The sequence below is a fragment of the Siccirubricoccus sp. G192 genome, assembly GCF_019084075.1.
In the GTDB taxonomy this organism is placed as follows: Bacteria; Pseudomonadota; Alphaproteobacteria; order Acetobacterales; family Acetobacteraceae; genus G192.
Window position 1 is genome coordinate 470,364 of sequence record NZ_JAHREN010000001.1, and the last position, 15,998, is coordinate 486,361.

The window sequence follows — 15,998 nt, forward strand, 5'->3', positions numbered from 1 at the left end:
GGCCGGCAGGATACAAGCCTGCGACCGCACCGGCCGCGGCTGGAGCGAGAGCGGTCCGGGTGTCCCGGCCACCACGGTCGGGACAGAGGCGATCCGGCGCCGCGGCAAAGCAACGGCGCAACACCCCCCGGCACCGGCCCCAACCAAACTCCTGCCGGTCCAGGAGTCGCCCGACCCCTGGTGGGGGTGCCTCCTCGATTTCGCCCGCCCGCCGGCGCCGGTTCCTGCTTGCGGCAGCGCCGGCCACGGCCTATATCTGTCCCGAGTTTCACCATCCAGGCAGTCCGGGGGGTGGCCTTAACGGGCCGCCTTTTTTGTTTTTTGGCCATAGAACGTCCACATCACGAGGGGCTTGAAGCCCGCATCGCCGAGGCCATCGCCCCCGCCATCGAGCACATGGGCTATGAACTCGTGCGCGTGCAGGTCAGCGGCAAGGAACGGCCGGTGGTGCAGATCATGGCCGACCGCGCCGATGACGCCCCCTTCACGGTCGAGGATTGCGAGGCGATCAGCCATGCCGCCGGCGCCGTGCTGGACGTGGCGGACCCGATCCGCGGCGAATGGACCCTGGAAGTCTCCTCCGCCGGGATCGACCGGCCGCTGACCCGGACCAAGGACTGGGAGCGCTATGCCGGCCACCTGGCCAGCCTGGAACTGGCCATCCCGCAGGAGGGGCGGAAGCGCTTCCGCGGCATCGCGCTCGGCGCCGATGCCGAGGTGGCGCGGCTCCGGCTGGAGGACGGGACCGAGATGGCCTTCCCGCGGAGCAATATCCGCAAGGCCAAGCTCGTGCTGACCGATGACCTGATCGCGGCCACCGCCGCGCCTGCCAAAAGGAACTGACACCATGGCCCTCGATGTCGCCATCGCGCGTCCGGAGCTGTTGCAGGTCGCGGATGCCGTCGCGCGCGAGAAGATGATTGAGCGCGACGAGGTGCTGGAGGCGATGGAGCAGGCCATCCAGAAGGCCGGCCGCGCCAAATACGGCCATGAGAAGGACATCCGCGCCTTCATCGACCGCAAGGACGGCCGGGTGAAGCTGGAGCGCTGGACCGAGGTGGTCGAGCAGGAGCCGGTGGAGAACGAGGCGACGCAGATCCCGCTGCGCATCGCCCTCAAGATCAAGCCGGGCATCGCGCTCGGCCAGTTCATCATCGACCCGCTGCCGCCGATCGATTTCGGCCGCATCGCCGCGCAGACCGCCAAGCAGGTGATCGTGCAGCGGGTGCGGGAGGTGGAGCGCCGCAAGCAGTTCGACGAATACAAGGACCGCATCGGCGAGGTCATCAACGGCGTGGTGAAGCGCACCGAATACGGCAACCTGATGGTGGATCTCGGCCGCGCCGAGGCGCTGCTGCGCCGCGACGAGACCATCCCGCGCGAGGCCTACCGCAACGGCGACCGCGTGCGCGCCTATATCTACGACGTGCGGGAGGAGCCGCGCGGGCCGCAGATTTTCCTGAGCCGCACCCATCCCGGGTTCCTGGCCAAATTGTTTGCCCAGGAAGTCCCCGAAATCTATGACGGCATCATCGAGATCAAGGCGGTGGCCCGCGACCCCGGCAGCCGGGCAAAAATGGCCGTCATCAGCCGCGATTCCAGCATCGACCCGGTCGGCGCCTGCGTCGGCATGCGCGGCTCCCGCGTCCAGGCGGTGGTGCAGGAATTGCAGGGCGAGAAGATCGACATCATCCCCTGGTCGCCGGACAACGCCACCTTCGTGGTGAATGCCCTGGCGCCGGCGGAAGTCACCAAGGTGGTGCTGGACGACGAGGCACGGCGGGTTGAAGTGGTGGTCCCCGATGACCAACTCTCCCTTGCGATCGGGCGCCGCGGCCAGAATGTCCGCCTCGCCTCCCAGCTCACCCGCTGGGACATCGACATCCTGACCGAAGCCGAGGAAAGCGAGCGCCGGCAGGAGGAATTCCGCAAGCGCAGCGGCCTCTTCGTCGAGGCGCTGGACGTGGACGATGTCATCGCCGGCCTGCTGGTGACCGAAGGCTTCACCTCCGTCGAGGACATCATCTCGGTCGAGGACGAGGAATTGGCCGAGATCGAGGGTTTCGACGAAAGCGTCGCAGCCGAACTGAAGCGCCGCGCCGAGGCATTCCTCGACCGCCGCGACGCCGAGATGGACGAGAAGCGCCGGGAGATGGGTGTGGAGGATGCGGTCGCCGAGATCGGCGGGTTCACGGCAGCGCAGTTGGTGGCGCTGGGCGAGAAGGGTGTGAAGACGCTGGACGACCTGGCCGACCTCGCTTCCGATGAATTGATCGAGATTCTGGGCGCGGATGCCATGGATGAGGATACGGCCAATGCCGTCATCATGGCCGCCCGCCAGCATTGGTTCGATGCGGATGGGGAGGCTGCCACGGAAACCGTGGCGGCGACCGGCGACGGCGACCGGGCCTGACCCCATCGGGCCAGAGCCCGCCACTGCGGCCAGGTCCGCGGTGGAACTGCCGGAGGATGCCGAGCGGGGACCGCTGCGCCGCTGCGTGGTGACGCGGGAGTCCCTGCCCAAGGAATCCATGGTCCGCTTCGTGCTGGGCCCGGACCGGACCCTCGTTCCGGACCTCGAAGGCCGGCTGCCCGGGCGGGGAATGTGGTTGAGCGCCAGGGCCGATGTGTTAGAACGCGCCGTGAAGCGCGGTGCCTTCGCCAAGGCGGCCCGCGGAACCGTGCATCTGCCCCCCCCGACCTTCGCGCGCGGATCGAGGACGGACTGCGGCGCCGGTTGCGGGACCTCGTTGGTTTCGCCCGGCGCGGCGGCCAGGCGGTCTGCGGGCGGGAGGCGGTGCGCGAATGGCTGCAGGCCGGCAAGGCCGGCCTGCTGGTCGAGGCTTCGGACGGCAGCCCGGCGGAACGGGCGCGGTTGATCGGAAGGCGGGGGCTGCCTGTCGTGGCGCCGCTTCCGGCCGATACGCTCGGTTCCGTGTTCGGGCGCGATCATGCCGCGCATGTGGCGATCGCGCCGGGGCGTCTTGCGGAGGCCATCGCGACGGAAGCCGCACGCCTCGCCGGGATGGGCGGGGCGGCGTGAGGTAAGAGATTGAGGTGGGGCGCGCCTTTCCGCGCCCGAAGACCAATCAGGACATGCCCCCGGGCATGACAGGCATGACGGACGACGGATCGGGTTCGGATCGGCGAATGAGCGACCAGAACGACCAGGATGCGGGCAAGAGCAGGCTGAGCCTTCGGCCGGCCGGCGGCCGCCTGGAGCTTGGCAAGACGGTGGACGCGGGCAGCGTGCGCCAGAGCTTCAGCCATGGCCGCAGCAAGACCGTGCAGGTCGAGGTGGTGAAGAAGCGCGTGGTGACGCCGGGCCACCGGCCCGCCGCCGCGGCTGGCGCCGCCACACCGGCCCCCGCGGGCACGCCGGGTTCCGGCCGCCCGCCGGGCGGCGGCGCACGCCCCGGCGGCGGCCCGCGCGGTGCGGCGCCGGCTGCCGGGCGGCCGCTCACCCAGGCCGAACTGGCGACCCGCCAGCGCGTGCTGGAGGAGCAGCGCCGCCTTGAGGCCCAGCGCCAGCGGGAGGAGCGCGAGCGCCAGGCGCTCATGGTCCGCTCCGCCGCCGAGGAGGCCCGCCGCCGCGAGGAGGAGGACCGCAAGCGCGCCGAGGAGGAGGCCGAACGCGCCGCCGAGGAGGCTCGCCTCAAGGCGGAGGAGGAGGCGCGGCAACGCGCCGAGGCCATCGCCGCCGCGCTCAACCCCGCGTCGGTACCCGCCCCCACTGCGGCGCCCGCCGCCCGGGCGCCCACCCCGGCCGCCCCTGCCCCGGCCCAGCCGGCAGCCCCGCGCCGCCCGGCCGCAGCCACGCCGGGCACCGCCCCGGCCGCACCCGGCACCCCGGCCGCCAAGCTGACCCTCCGCGCCCGCACCGGCGAGGAGGAGGAGGAGCGGCGTGGTCCGGTCCGCCGCCCCGGCTCGCCCGTGCTACCGGTCAAGAAGCCGGTGCTGGCGCCGGCCAAGAAGGCCGCGACCGGCGACCGCCGTGGCGGTGGCCGCATCGACGTGCAGGCCGCAATCGAGGGCGAGGACGACCGCAGCCGCTCCATCGCCTCGCTGCGCCGCGCCCGCGAGCGCGAGCGGCGGCAGCAGGAACTGGCGCGGCTCCGTTCCGGCACCGAGCGCGTGGTGCGCGACGTGGTCATCCCCGAGACGATCACCGTGCAGGAACTCGCCAACCGCATGGCCGCGCGTGGCGGCGAGGTGGTGAAGGCGCTGTTCCGCATGGGCGTCATGGCGACCCTGCCGCAGAGCATCGATGCCGATACCGCCGAGCTGGTGGTGCAGGAATTCGGCCACCGCCCGAAGCGCGTCGCGGAAAGCGATGTCGAGATCGGCCTGGCGGGCGAGACCGACCAGGACATCGACCTCGTGCCGCGGCCGCCGGTCGTCACCATCATGGGCCATGTCGATCACGGCAAGACCAGCCTGCTCGACGCGCTGCGCAAGACCGACGTGGCGGCGCGCGAGGCCGGCGGCATCACCCAGCACATCGGCGCCTACCAGGTGCAGGTGGCGGATGGCAGCCGCGTGACCTTCATCGACACCCCGGGCCATGCTGCCTTCACCGCCATGCGCTCCCGCGGCGCCAGCGTGACGGACATGGTGGTGCTGGTGGTGGCGGCGGATGACGGCGTGATGCCGCAGACGGTTGAGGCGATCCACCACGCCAAGGCGGCGAACGTGCCGCTGATCGTGGCGGTCAACAAGATCGACAAGCCCGGCGTGAACCCGGACCGCGTGCGGCAGGAGCTGCTGCAACACGAGGTCGTGGTGGAATCGCTCGGCGGCGAGACCCAGGAGATCGAGGTCTCCGCCACCCAGAAGATCAACCTCGACAAGCTGCTGGAGGCGATCAGCCTGCAGGCCGAGGTGCTCGACCTGAAGGCCAATCCCGACCGCGCCGCCGAGGGCACGGTCATCGAATCCCGGCTCGATCGCGGCCGCGGTCCGGTGGCGACGGTGCTGGTGCAGAAGGGCACGCTGCAGCAGGGCGACATCGTGGTGGCCGGCGCCGAATGGGGCCGGGTGCGCGCGATGCTCGACGACAAGGGCCGCCAGGCGAAGGAGGCCGATCCCAGCCTGCCGGTCGAGATCCTGGGGCTTTCGGGCGTGCCGACCGCCGGCGAGAATTTCGTGGCGGTGGAGAACGAGAACCAGGCGCGCGAAATCAGCGAGTTCCGCCAGCGCAAGCTGCGGGAGAAGTCCTCCGCCGCCACCACCGCGGCGCGCGGCACGCTGGACGAGATGCTGGCCCGCATCCAGGCCGGCGTGCAGAAGGAAGTCGCCGTCGTCGTCAAGGCCGATGTGCAGGGCAGCGCCGAGGCGATCGGCGTCACGCTCGGCAAGCTCGGCAACGAGGAGGTGCGGGTCCGCGTGCTGCACAGCGCGGTGGGCCAGATCACCGAGAGCGACATCCAGCTCGCCAAGGCCTCCAATGCCGTGGTCGTGGCCTTCAATGTCCGCGCCACCACCCAGGCGCGGGAATTGGCGCAGCGGGAAGGCGTGGATATCCGCTACTACTCGATCATCTACGAGGTCTCGGACGATATCGAGAAGCTGTACAAGGGCCGCCTGGCCCCGGTGCAGCGCGAGAAGTTCCTGGGCTACGCGCAGGTCCTGCAGATCTTCGAGGTCAAGCGCATCGGCACCATCGCCGGCTGCCGCGTGACCGAGGGCGTGGTGAAGCGCGGCGCCGGCGTCCGGCTGCTGCGCGACGGCGTGGTGATCCACCAGGGCGAGCTCTCGACGCTCCGGCGCTTTAAGGACGATGTCCGCGAGGTGGCCAATGGCTACGACTGCGGCATGAGCTTCGCCAACTACAACGACATCAAGGTTGGCGACCAGATCGAGTGCTACGAGACGGAGACGGTGGCGGCGGCCTGACCGGCGCTAGAGCGTTTTCCGTTCGCATTGGCTCACGGAAACCACTCTAGCTTTTTGTTTTCCTGAGCAAATTACTCCGCTCGGGTGTCCACCCGGACGGAGTTTGCTCTAGCCTCCGGACCATTCCGGGGCGCGGTGCCGGGGAGGCGCCGCGCCCCTTTTCCTTCAAGGGTTCGAATCCCATGACCAAGCGGCATGCCGGGCCGGCCGCCGGCCCATCCCAACGGCAATTGCGCGTGGCCGAGGAGGTGCGTCATGCCCTCGCGGCCGTGCTGGCGCGCGGCGAATTCCGCGACCCGGACCTCGCCACCGCCCGGATCACCGTGACCGAGGTGCGCGCCTCGCCCGACCTCAAGCACATGACCGCCTTCGTCAGCGGCCTCGGCCGCGACTTGCCGGAGGCGCAGTTGCGGGCGCTGAAGCGCGCCGCGCCCTGGCTGCGCACCCAGGTGGCGAAGGCGGTGCGGCTGCGCGCCGCGCCGGAGCTGCATTTCGAGCTCGACACCGCGCTCGACTACGCCATGCGGATCGACCGCGTGATGCGCCAGCCCGAGGTGGCGCGCGATCTGGTGCGCAAGGATGAGGAGGGAGAGGCGGAGTGAGCCAGCGTCACCGTCACCGCAAGCCGCGCGGCCAGGCCATCGATGGCTGGCTGATCGTGGACAAGCCCTCCGGCATCGGCTCCACCGAGGTGGTGAACCGGGTGAAGCGCGCCTTCGACGCGCAGAAGGCGGGCCATGGCGGCACGCTCGACCCGCTCGCCACCGGGCTGCTGCCGGTGGCCTTCGGCGCCGCCACCAAGACCGTCCCCTATGTCATGGACGGCACCAAGACCTACCGCTTCACCCTCCGCTTCGGCGAGGCGCGCGACACCGACGATGCCGATGGCCAGGTGATCGCCACCAGCGAGGCGCGCCCGACCGATGCCGCGATCGAGGCCGCGCTGCCCGCCTTCACCGGCGAGATCATGCAGGTGCCGCCGATCTATTCCGCCATCAAGCTCGGCGGCGAGCGCGCCTATGACCTGGCGCGCGAGGGCCAGGTGCCGGAGATGCAGCCCCGCCCGGCGCGGGTGGACCGCTTCGCGCTGGAATCCCGCCCGGATGCGGACCATGCCGTCCTCCTGGTCCAGAGCGGCAAGGGGGTGTACATGCGCTCCCTGGCCCGGGACCTGGCGGTGGCGCTGGGCACGGTCGGGCATATCGCGGCGCTCCGGCGCATGCGGGTCGGGCCTTTCCATGAGCATCAGGCGATTCCGCTGGACAAGCTCTGCGGTTCCGGCGATACGCCGCCTCCTTCCCCGGACCTCCTGCTTCCCGTGACGACCGCGCTGGCCGACATCCCGGCGCTGGCCCTTTCGGAGGCGGAGGCCGCGCGGCTCCATTTCGGCCAGGCACTCAGCCTGGTCGAGCTGATGGGCCGGGTTCCGGCGGCGGCCAATCCCGATGGGGGGCTGGTCCGCGCGATGGCGGGGGAGCGGTTCGTGGGGCTCTGCCTTCTGGAGTCCGGCCTGCTGCGGCCGGAACGCCTGATGGCCCAGGAGGCGCCGCGCGCCGGTGGATGAACCGCCGCAGGCCCGTGCACGGCCCGGCCAACAGGAGAACAACCCGATGTCGATCACGGCGGAGCGCCGCACGGCGCTCATCGGTGACTATGCGACCAAGCCCGGCGATACCGGCAGCCCGGAAGTCCAGGTGGCCCTGCTCTCGGAGCGGATCACCAACCTGACCGAGCACCTGAAGACCCATGCCAAGGACTTCCACAGCCGCCGCGGCTTGCTGGTGCTGGTCGGCCAGCGGCGCGGCCTGCTGGACTACCTGAAGCGCAAGGACCAGTCCCGCTACGCGCAACTGATCCAGCGCCTGAACCTGCGCCGCTAGGGCGCAACCGGCGGGGGCCCCGGTCCCCGCCCGGCGTTTTGCCGCAGAATTCCATGGGATTCCGCGCCCGGCCGGGCCATATCTCCGGCCCGGAGCCAGGGCGCCCGCCAGAGGATGGGGGCGCCCGGACCACCGCCGCGCACGTGGCGGGCTGACAGCACAGGCCGCGCACCCCCAACCGGGACGGCGACGGCGTTTCCGGCCACATGGATCTCCCGCAAGGGAGGCGGCTGTTTTCCTCGTCAGGTGGCGCGGCGGACGGATCGCACTCCATGCAGCCCGAAGCGCCGAGCCACGCCCGTTCCGGGCAGACGGCCGAAGCCTGGCAACCCTCCGCGTCGCACCCTGACACCGCCCGGTCCGCTCCCGCGGGCCAGGCCCGGATCATCCGCGCAGGGAAGCACCCGGGCGCGGGGATCCCGGAAAAGGAAAGACGCATGTTCGAGAATTACTTCCGCAAGGATATCGCCTGGGGCGGCCAGCTCCTCACCCTGGAGACCGGCAAGATCGCCCGCCAGGCGGATGGCGCGGTGCTGGCCCGGCTCGGCGACACCATCGTGCTCTGCACCGTGGTCGGCGCCCGCAACGTGAAGCCGGGCCAGGACTTCTTCCCGCTGACCGTGAACTACCAGGAGAAGGCCTTCGCCGCGGGCAAGATCCCGGGCGGCTTCTTCAAGCGCGAGGGCCGGCCCTCCGAGAACGAGACGCTGGTCTCCCGCCTCATCGACCGGCCACTGCGCCCGCTCTTCCCGGAGGGGTTCCGCAACGAGGTGCAGGTCATCGCCACCGTGCTGAGCCACGACCTGGAGAACGACCCGGATGTGGTCGCGCTGGTCGGCTGCTCCGCCGCGCTGACCCTGTCCGGCATCCCCTTCTTCGGCCCGGTCGCTGCCGCCCGCGTCGGCTATATCGATGGCCAGTACGTGCTGAACCCCACCACGGCGCAGCGCCAGCAGAGCCAGCTTGAGCTGATGGTGGCCGGCACCGCCGAGGGCGTGCTGATGGTCGAATCCGAGGCGAAGGAGCTCTCGGAGGAGGTCATGCTGGGCGCCGTGGTCTTCGGCCATACCGGCTTCCAGCCGGTGATCCAGGGCATCATCGAACTCGCCGAGCGTGCCGCGAAGGAGCCCTGGCCGCTGCCCGAGCCCTCCGAGGCCGAGAAGACCCTGAAGACCCGCATCGCCGAGATCGGCACCGCGGCCATGACGGAAGCCTATCGCGAGACGCAGAAGCAGGCCCGCCAGGAGAAGGTCTCCGCCGCCAAGAAGGCGGTGGTGGAGAACCTCGCCGCCGAGGGCCTTGAGGCCGACAAGGCCAAGGGCCTGCTGAAGTCGCTGGAAGCCGATGTGGTGCGCAACGCCATCCTCGACACCGGCATGCGGATCGACGGCCGCGACACCAAGACCGTGCGCCCGATCGTCTCCGAGGTCGGCGTGCTGCCGCGCGCCCATGGCTCGGCGCTGTTCACCCGTGGCGAGACGCAGGCCTTCTGCGTCGCCACCCTCGGCACCGGCCAGGACGAGCAGATCATCGACGCGCTGCCGGGCGAGTACCGGGAGCACTTCATGCTCCACTACAACTTCCCCCCCTATAGCGTCGGCGAGACCGGCCGCATGGGCAGCCCGGGCCGGCGCGAGATCGGCCATGGCAAGCTGGCTTGGCGGGCGATCCGGCCGCTGCTGCCGGAGAAGGAGAAGTTCCCCTACACGCTCCGCGTGGTCAGCGAGATCACCGAGAGCAACGGCTCCTCCTCCATGGCCACCGTCTGCGGCAGCTCGCTCGCGCTGATGGATGCGGGCGTGCCCCTGAAGCGCCCCTGCGCCGGCATCGCCATGGGCCTCATCAAGGAGGATCGCGGCTTCGCGGTGCTCTCCGACATCCTGGGCGACGAGGACCATCTCGGCGACATGGACTTCAAGGTGGCCGGGACCGAGCAGGGCATCACCGCGCTGCAGATGGACATCAAGATCACCTCCATCACGCCGGACATCATGCGCATCGCGCTCGGCCAGGCGCGGGACGGGCGGCTGCACATCCTGGGCGAGATGGCCAAGGGCATCTCCGGCGCCCGCGGCGACGTGGCGGCGACGGCGCCCCGCATCACCGTCATCAACGTGCCGAAGGAGAAAATCCGCGACGTGATCGGCTCCGGCGGCAAGGTGATCCGCGAGATCACCGAGCAGACCGGCTGCAAGATCGACATCGAGGATGACGGCACCATCAAGGTCGCCGCCACCAGCACCGAGGCGGCGCAGGCGGCGATCGACAAGATCCGCGGCATCGTGGCGGAGCCGGAGATCGGCGTGATCTATACCGGCAAGGTGGTGAAGACCGCCGATTTCGGCGCCTTCGTGAACTTCCTCGGCGCCAAGGACGGGCTCGTGCACATCAGCGAGCTGGCGGCCGAGCGGGTCAACAAGACCACCGATGTCGTCAACCAGGGCGACATGGTGAAGGTCAAGGTCATCGGCTTCGACGACCGCGGCAAGGTCAAGCTGTCGATGCGGGTGGTGGACCAGGCCACCGGCGCCGACATCTCCGAGCAGGTCGGCGCCCGCCGGCCGCGCGAGGGCGGCGAGGGTGGCGAGGATCGCGGCCCGCGCCGCGATCGTGGCGACCGCGATCGCGGCGACCGGGGTCCGCGCCGCGACCGCACCGAAGCCGCTGAATAATCGGGCAAATCGTGGCCGGGGCCTCCACAGGGGCCCCGGCCACGCCATATTGCGCGCTGTGGAGCATCCCCGCGCGGGATGCGGCCAGGAACAATCGGCCGGGACGACCGGGGTTTGAGGAATCGGCTGTGAAGGCGATCAACGCAATCCGCATGGGGGGTATCGAGGTCCTGCCGCTGGTCGAGGGCGGCAAGGGTGTCGCCATCTCGAACGGCGCTTCCTCCGGCGCCTGGGCCTCGGCCGGCGGGGTGGGCACCTTCTCCTCGGTCAATGCCGACAATTACGACGAGCAAGGTCGGATCATCCGGCAGGTCTATTACGGCAAGACCCGGCGCGAGCGGCACGAGGAGCTGGTGGCTTATGGCATCGCCGGCGGCATCGCCCAGGCGCGCGAGGCGCATGAGCGGGCCTGCGGCAAGGGCCGCATCCACGCCAATATCCTCTGGGAGATGGGCGGCGCCGAGCGCGTCATCCGCGGCGTGCTGGACGGCGCGCCGGGCCTCGTGCACGGCATCACCTGCGGCGCCGGCATGCCCTATCGGCTGGCCGACATCGCCCGCGAATACCGCGTCCACTACTATCCCATCGTCTCCTCCGCCCGGGCCTTCAGCGCGCTGTGGAAGCGCAGCTACAGCAAGGCGCGGGAATGGCTGGGCGGCGTGGTCTACGAAGACCCCTGGCTGGCCGGCGGCCATAACGGCCTCTCCAACAGCGAGGATCCCGAGAAGCCGGAAGACCCCTTCCCCCGGGTGCTGGCGCTGCGGAAGCAACTGCGCGATTTCGGCCTGGCCGACACGCCCATCATCATGGCCGGCGGCGTCTGGTGGCTGGAGGAATGGCAGGACTGGATCGACAACCCCGATCTCGGCCCCATCGCCTTCCAATTCGGCACCCGCCCGCTGCTGACCAAGGAAAGCCCGATCTCGGATGCCTGGAAGCGGCGGCTGCTGACCCTGAAGCCCGGCGACGTGGTGCTGCAGCGCTTCTCACCCACCGGCTTCTACAGCAGCGCCATCCGCAACGAGTTCCTGCACGAGCTGGAGGAGCGGAACGAGCACCAGGTCGCCTATACCGCCGAGCCGGTGGGCGACCATGTCACCGAATATGCCGTGGGCCCGCGCAAGCGCCGGGTCTGGGTGACGGCGCATGACCGCGCCCGGGTGCACCAGTTCGAGCTGGAAGGCTTCACCGAGGCCATGCGCACCCCGGACAACACGCTGGTCTTCGTGACGCCGGCGAAGCAGCGGGAGATCGTGCAGGACCAGATCGACTGCATGGGCTGCCTCTCCACCTGCCGCTTCTCCAACTGGTCGCAGCACGACCCGGATTTCAGCACCGGCAAGAAGGCCGATCCGCGCAGCTTCTGCATCCAGAAGACCCTGCAGGACGTGGCGCATGACGGCGCGTTGGAACGCAACCTGATGTTCGCCGGCCATAACGCCTTCCGCTTCGCGCAGGACCCCTTCTACTCGAACGGCTTCATCCCTAGCGCGAAGGAGCTGGTGGAGCGGATCCTGACGGGGCGGTAGGTGCGGCGGCCGCGCGCCAGGCCTCGCCGAGCGCGGCGAGGTTGGCCTCGTTCGCCATGCCCGGGAAGCCGCTGAGCCCTTCCGCGGCGATCGCCTCCCGCACATGCGGCGGCAGCACCCAGTTGAGCGGCGCCCTGACCCCACCCGCCGCCGGGCCCATGGTGAAGACGTGGAAGTGCCGCTCTGCCTGCACGCCGGGCGCGGTGCCGCAATAGGCCTCCACGATCGGCGCGGCCCCGGCATTCGCCCGCTCGCCGCGGACGCTGATGAGCGCGCCGAAGGGCGAGAGCAGGAAATCCAGCGGCGAGGGCGAGGCGAGCTTCATGCCGGGCGGCGGCTGCGGCCCGCAGCGCGGCACCATCGCCGCGAAGGGGCCCTTCGGGCCCAGCGCCTGCACCCGGTCGGGGTCGCTCCAGACCTGCACCAGGAAGACATGCAGCCGGGTGCCGGCGAGGCGGCTGCCGGCCCGTCCGGCCAGCGCCCGGTGCGCCTCCTCCAGCGCGCGGGCCGCGGCCAGCATCGCGGTGCTGCCGAGATTGTCGAAATAGCCGCCATCCACCACCTGGCCGTATTCAGCCCCACTGCCCCGCTGCTGCAGCAGGCCGGGCGCGGTCACATAGGGGAAGCGGGCGCTGTTGCTGGCCGCCACCGAGAAGGGCGGGTCGCTCCGCAGCACCTGCACCGCGTCGATCGCCTCCGGCACGGCGGCGGGGGTGACGGCATCAGGCGCGGCAGCCCCGCCTTGGTCCTCCGGCGCCGCCCCGACCACCGGCGCGGTGATGACCAGCCGCCCGGTCTCCAGATGCGTGCCCGAGGTGAAGAGCAGCGGCAGCCGCGGCGGGCCATCGGGGCGCGGGAAGCTGCTGGCCACCAGCGGCCGCGCGAGCGGGCCGGCGGCTGCCTCCCAGCTCCGTTCCAGCCAGATGGTCCGCTCCACCGAGGTCCAGCCGAGCAGCCGCGCCGCCGCCGAGACGGGGCCGAGCACCCGCCACCAGCCATCGCCGAAGAACAGCCCCGCCAGGGCGGGCGAGAGGAAGTCCTGCCCCAGGCCCCGCTGCAACCCGTCCAGCCGCGCCGCGGGGGGCTCGGCCAGCGTGCCGCCGCAGCCCGCCCCGGCGGCGTCCAGGCCGGCGACATAGGCGGAAAGCCCCAGCGCCCCGCCCGAGACGCCGCTGACGGCAAAGACATGCCGCGCCGGGTCCAGCCGGGGGCCGCCATCGGCGGTCTCCAGCGCCCGCATCACCGCCGCCGCCCAGAGCGCGGCGCGCGAGGCCCCGCCCGCGGCGGCGACCAGCGCCACCCGCACCGTATCGCCCTGCCGCTCGGCGCAGGCCTCCAGCCAGCGCGTCGCCGCCTCCGGCAGGGTCGGGCGCGCGGCGGGGGCGGGGTTGGCGGTGCGGACCGCGGTGTTCAGGTTGACCCCGGCGGCGCCGACCACCCAGAGCAGCAGGATCAGCAGCACCGGCCAGCGCCGGGCCGCCGCCAGGAAGCCGACCGGGGGCGCCAGCAGGGTCAGCAGCCCGGCCAGGCCGAACAGCGCCGTCGGCGCCGCGCCAAGCGCCTGCGACACCGCGATCAGCGGGCCACTGCCGGTCATCGTCAGCAGCGCCAGCACCAGGAAGATGGCCACGACCATGACCACCAGGGCGGGGTGGAAGGGTAGGCAGCGCAGCGCCAGGCGGAGCCAGTCCCGCAGCGTGCCGGGCGGCCGCGGCGGCTGGCGGGGCGCCTCGTCATGCAGGAACAGCCTGGCGGCGCGATGGGGCGGGGCCGCCATCGCGCGCCGGCCGCCGACATAGGCGCGGCGCTTCCAGGCCAGCGCCACCAGCGCCGCCGCCGCCAGCAGGACCAGCAGCGTGAGCAGCAGGCTCTTCCAGAGCGGCAGCAGATCCCCGCTCTGCCAGACCGCGATCAGCGCCGCCAGGGCGGGCGCCAGGGCCAGGATGCGGGGCAGGGCGCTCCAGGCCGCCTCCGGCACCGGCCGGCCCAGCACCTGGCCGGCCCGGGCCAGGTTCAGCGACCAGCGGCCCCAGAACCAGCACCCCGCACCCGTCGCCAGCACCGCCAGCGGCAGGGCCGCGAATTGCAGCAGGCCCTCGGTCCCGGCGATCAATTGCCGGATCTGCTCCGGCACGGTGAGCGCCAACACGCCGACCAGGGCGAAGGTGCTTGGCACCCGCGCGTGCCAGATCGCCAGCCGCATCCCGGGCGAGACGATCAGCAGCGCGATGAGCGCCAGGCTGGCGAAAAGCCAGCCGATCGAGGCATGCCACAGCGCCGCGGCCAGCACCGCCACCAGCCCGAGGGCCAGCGCTACGCGCGTGTGCCAGAGCAGCGGGCGAAGCCAAGCCCAGCCGGCGCGCAGGCGCCCGAGGACCCATTGGATGAAGCCCGGCATCGCCATGGCACCCCCCCCTCGCCCAAAGGTTGGACTTCGCCATCCTGAGCCGCCCGGCGGGCGTGCCGCAAGCCTGCCGTGGCATGGAAAGCGGGGCGCTGCCCCGGAGCCCCGGCCAAGGGGCCTTGCCCCTTGGCGATCCCCACCAGGGGGCGGGCGCCCCCCTGGACCGGCGGGGGTTTGCGCGGCGTGGCGCCCGTGCGGAAACTCCCGTCGCGCGCTTGCGATGCGGCAGCAAGGATCGGGCACCCATATCCCTGTGGCGGTCGTCCTGCCTGCGATGCGTTTCCGAAGGGGAGGTCAAGCCATGTACGTGAACCTGCGTCGCTACCCCAGGATCGGAACCGGCAGGGACACCATCGAGCAATCGGTGCGGGGCGAGCTTCTGCCCGAATTGCAGAAGCAGGCGGGCTTCGAGGGCTATTGCGCCTGCTGGGACGAAGCGGGCGCGGGGATCAGCTTCAGCCTCTTCGCGGATCAGGAAGCGGCGCATGATTCCACCGATGCCGCGCGCCGGTGGGTGATGCGGCATCAGGACTTCTTCCTCGAAAGGGGCGAGGAATTCTCGGGCGAATGCATCGCCCATGAGGCATCGCCCGGCCTGGGGCGGAAGGCGGGCGAGGACCACCCGCCGCTCCATGTGCTGGTCCGCTACCTCGGGCATGTTCCGGGCACGCAGGACACGCGGGCCTTCGTGCAGCAGCGGAGCCTGCCCATGATTACCCGGGCACCGGGCTTCCGGGGCGTCTACATGGTGCGGAGCGACCGGGAGGAAGGCCAGGCCGCGGTTGTCACGCTTTTCGAGGGCCGGCAGCAGGCCGAAGCCTGCCACGCCAGGGCGGTGGAGCTGCTGCAGGAGGGCCTGCCCATGGTCACGGTCACCCGCGTCGTCCAGGGCCCGAGCGTGATCTGCCGCATCGGCGGCGAGTGAGGCGGCGGCGGCGGGGCCGGAGCAACCCGGCCCCGCGCATTTGTTGCGATTGCTATAGTTCATGGTATGTTCCAATCTCCTGCCATCCAGGAGAGGGGAATCCTGCCATGCCGCACTTCACTCCCCGCCGCGCCTGGGCCCCGCTCGGCGATGCGGAATGGGCGGTGCTGGCGCCCTTCCTGCGGCAGGAGGGCAGCGCCGGACGGCCGCTCGGGGATGCAGGGCGGAGCCGCCTCGACGGCATGCTGTGGATCGCCGTCTCCGGCCAGCCCTGGCATGCCCTGCCGGAGCAGTTCGGCAAGCCCGATACCGTCAGCCGCCACTTCCGCCGCCTCGCCCATGCCGGGCTCTGGTCCCGCCTGCTGGTGGCGCTCACCCTGCCGCAGTGCCCGCCGGCGCTGCGCGGCATCGAATACTGGCTCTGCCGGGCCGCGCGGCGGGCCATGCGGCTCTTGCGCATGGGCGGGCTGATGCTGGCCCGCCGCCTCGGCCTGTTCAGCGCGCTGCCGATGCTGCCCTGCTACATGCCGAACCGGGATTTGTCCGAAGCGCTGCATCGCTTCCAGGCCAGGCTGCTGGATCGGCTGTTTTCCGACCCGCCATCGCCCGGCACCCTCACCCGGCTCGGCCGCCTGCTCGCCTATGCCGGCGGCCGCAGGGTCTGGTCGAAGCGGCTGGCCCCACCATGAGGGC

12 protein-coding genes and 1 pseudogene are annotated in these 15,998 nt (G+C 71.2%); 12 read left to right on the forward strand and 1 reads right to left on the reverse strand.

Annotated elements, in window-relative coordinates; genetic code table 11:
• The first annotated feature begins 291 nt into the window (after positions 1-291).
• From rimP to KSF81_RS02215, 10 genes and pseudogenes are all read left to right on the forward strand, one after another.
• The gene (gene rimP, locus KSF81_RS02175) at positions 292-843 is read left to right on the forward strand and encodes a ribosome maturation factor RimP (protein ID WP_375293296.1); all 552 of its coding nucleotides are present in this window, start codon (positions 292-294) and stop codon (positions 841-843) included.
• A 4-nt stretch (positions 844-847) separates the two neighbouring features.
• Positions 848-2,413, forward strand: a complete 1,566-nt coding sequence (gene nusA, locus KSF81_RS02180) for a transcription termination factor NusA (protein ID WP_217377540.1) — start codon at positions 848-850, stop codon at positions 2,411-2,413.
• A gap of 118 nt (positions 2,414-2,531) precedes the next feature.
• Positions 2,532-2,624: pseudogene (locus tag KSF81_RS31240) on the forward strand (DUF448 domain-containing protein); the annotation flags it as partial.
• 113 nt (positions 2,625-2,737) lie between these two features.
• Positions 2,738-3,043, forward strand: coding sequence for a hypothetical protein (locus tag KSF81_RS31245; protein ID WP_309139757.1), 306 nt, complete (start codon positions 2,738-2,740; stop codon positions 3,041-3,043).
• 107 nt (positions 3,044-3,150) lie between these two features.
• Complete coding sequence (gene infB / locus KSF81_RS02190; protein WP_217377541.1) at positions 3,151-5,895, forward strand: translation initiation factor IF-2; 2,745 nt, start codon at positions 3,151-3,153, stop codon at positions 5,893-5,895.
• 182 nt (positions 5,896-6,077) lie between these two features.
• A complete protein-coding gene (rbfA, locus tag KSF81_RS02195) occupies positions 6,078-6,497 on the forward strand; it encodes a 30S ribosome-binding factor RbfA (protein WP_217377542.1) in 420 nt (139 codons plus the stop codon).
• Positions 6,494-7,459, forward strand: a complete 966-nt coding sequence (gene truB, locus KSF81_RS02200) for a tRNA pseudouridine(55) synthase TruB (protein ID WP_309139444.1) — start codon at positions 6,494-6,496, stop codon at positions 7,457-7,459. The genes rbfA and truB overlap by 4 nt, the downstream gene beginning before the upstream one ends.
• A gap of 46 nt (positions 7,460-7,505) precedes the next feature.
• A complete protein-coding gene (gene rpsO, locus KSF81_RS02205) occupies positions 7,506-7,775 on the forward strand; it encodes a 30S ribosomal protein S15 (RefSeq protein WP_217377543.1) in 270 nt (89 codons plus the stop codon).
• A 437-nt stretch (positions 7,776-8,212) separates the two neighbouring features.
• Positions 8,213-10,447, forward strand: coding sequence for a polyribonucleotide nucleotidyltransferase (pnp, locus tag KSF81_RS02210; protein WP_217377544.1), 2,235 nt, complete (start codon positions 8,213-8,215; stop codon positions 10,445-10,447).
• A 128-nt stretch (positions 10,448-10,575) separates the two neighbouring features.
• Positions 10,576-11,976 (forward strand): nitronate monooxygenase family protein, encoded by a 1,401-nt coding sequence (locus KSF81_RS02215; protein WP_217377545.1) that lies wholly within the window; start codon positions 10,576-10,578, stop codon positions 11,974-11,976.
• Here KSF81_RS02215 and KSF81_RS02220 read toward each other — a convergent pair.
• The gene (locus KSF81_RS02220; protein WP_217377546.1) at positions 11,933-14,374 is read right to left on the reverse strand and encodes a hypothetical protein; all 2,442 of its coding nucleotides are present in this window, start codon (positions 14,372-14,374) and stop codon (positions 11,933-11,935) included. The genes KSF81_RS02215 and KSF81_RS02220 overlap by 44 nt on opposite strands.
• 307 nt (positions 14,375-14,681) lie before the next feature.
• Between KSF81_RS02220 and KSF81_RS02225 the strand changes: the two genes are divergently transcribed.
• Both KSF81_RS02225 and KSF81_RS02230 read left to right on the forward strand, forming a co-directional pair.
• A complete protein-coding gene (locus KSF81_RS02225; protein ID WP_217377547.1) occupies positions 14,682-15,305 on the forward strand; it encodes a hypothetical protein in 624 nt (207 codons plus the stop codon).
• Between the two features lie 107 nt (positions 15,306-15,412).
• Complete coding sequence (locus tag KSF81_RS02230) at positions 15,413-15,994, forward strand: transposase (protein ID WP_217377548.1); 582 nt, start codon at positions 15,413-15,415, stop codon at positions 15,992-15,994.
• The last annotated feature ends 4 nt before the right edge of the window (positions 15,995-15,998 follow it).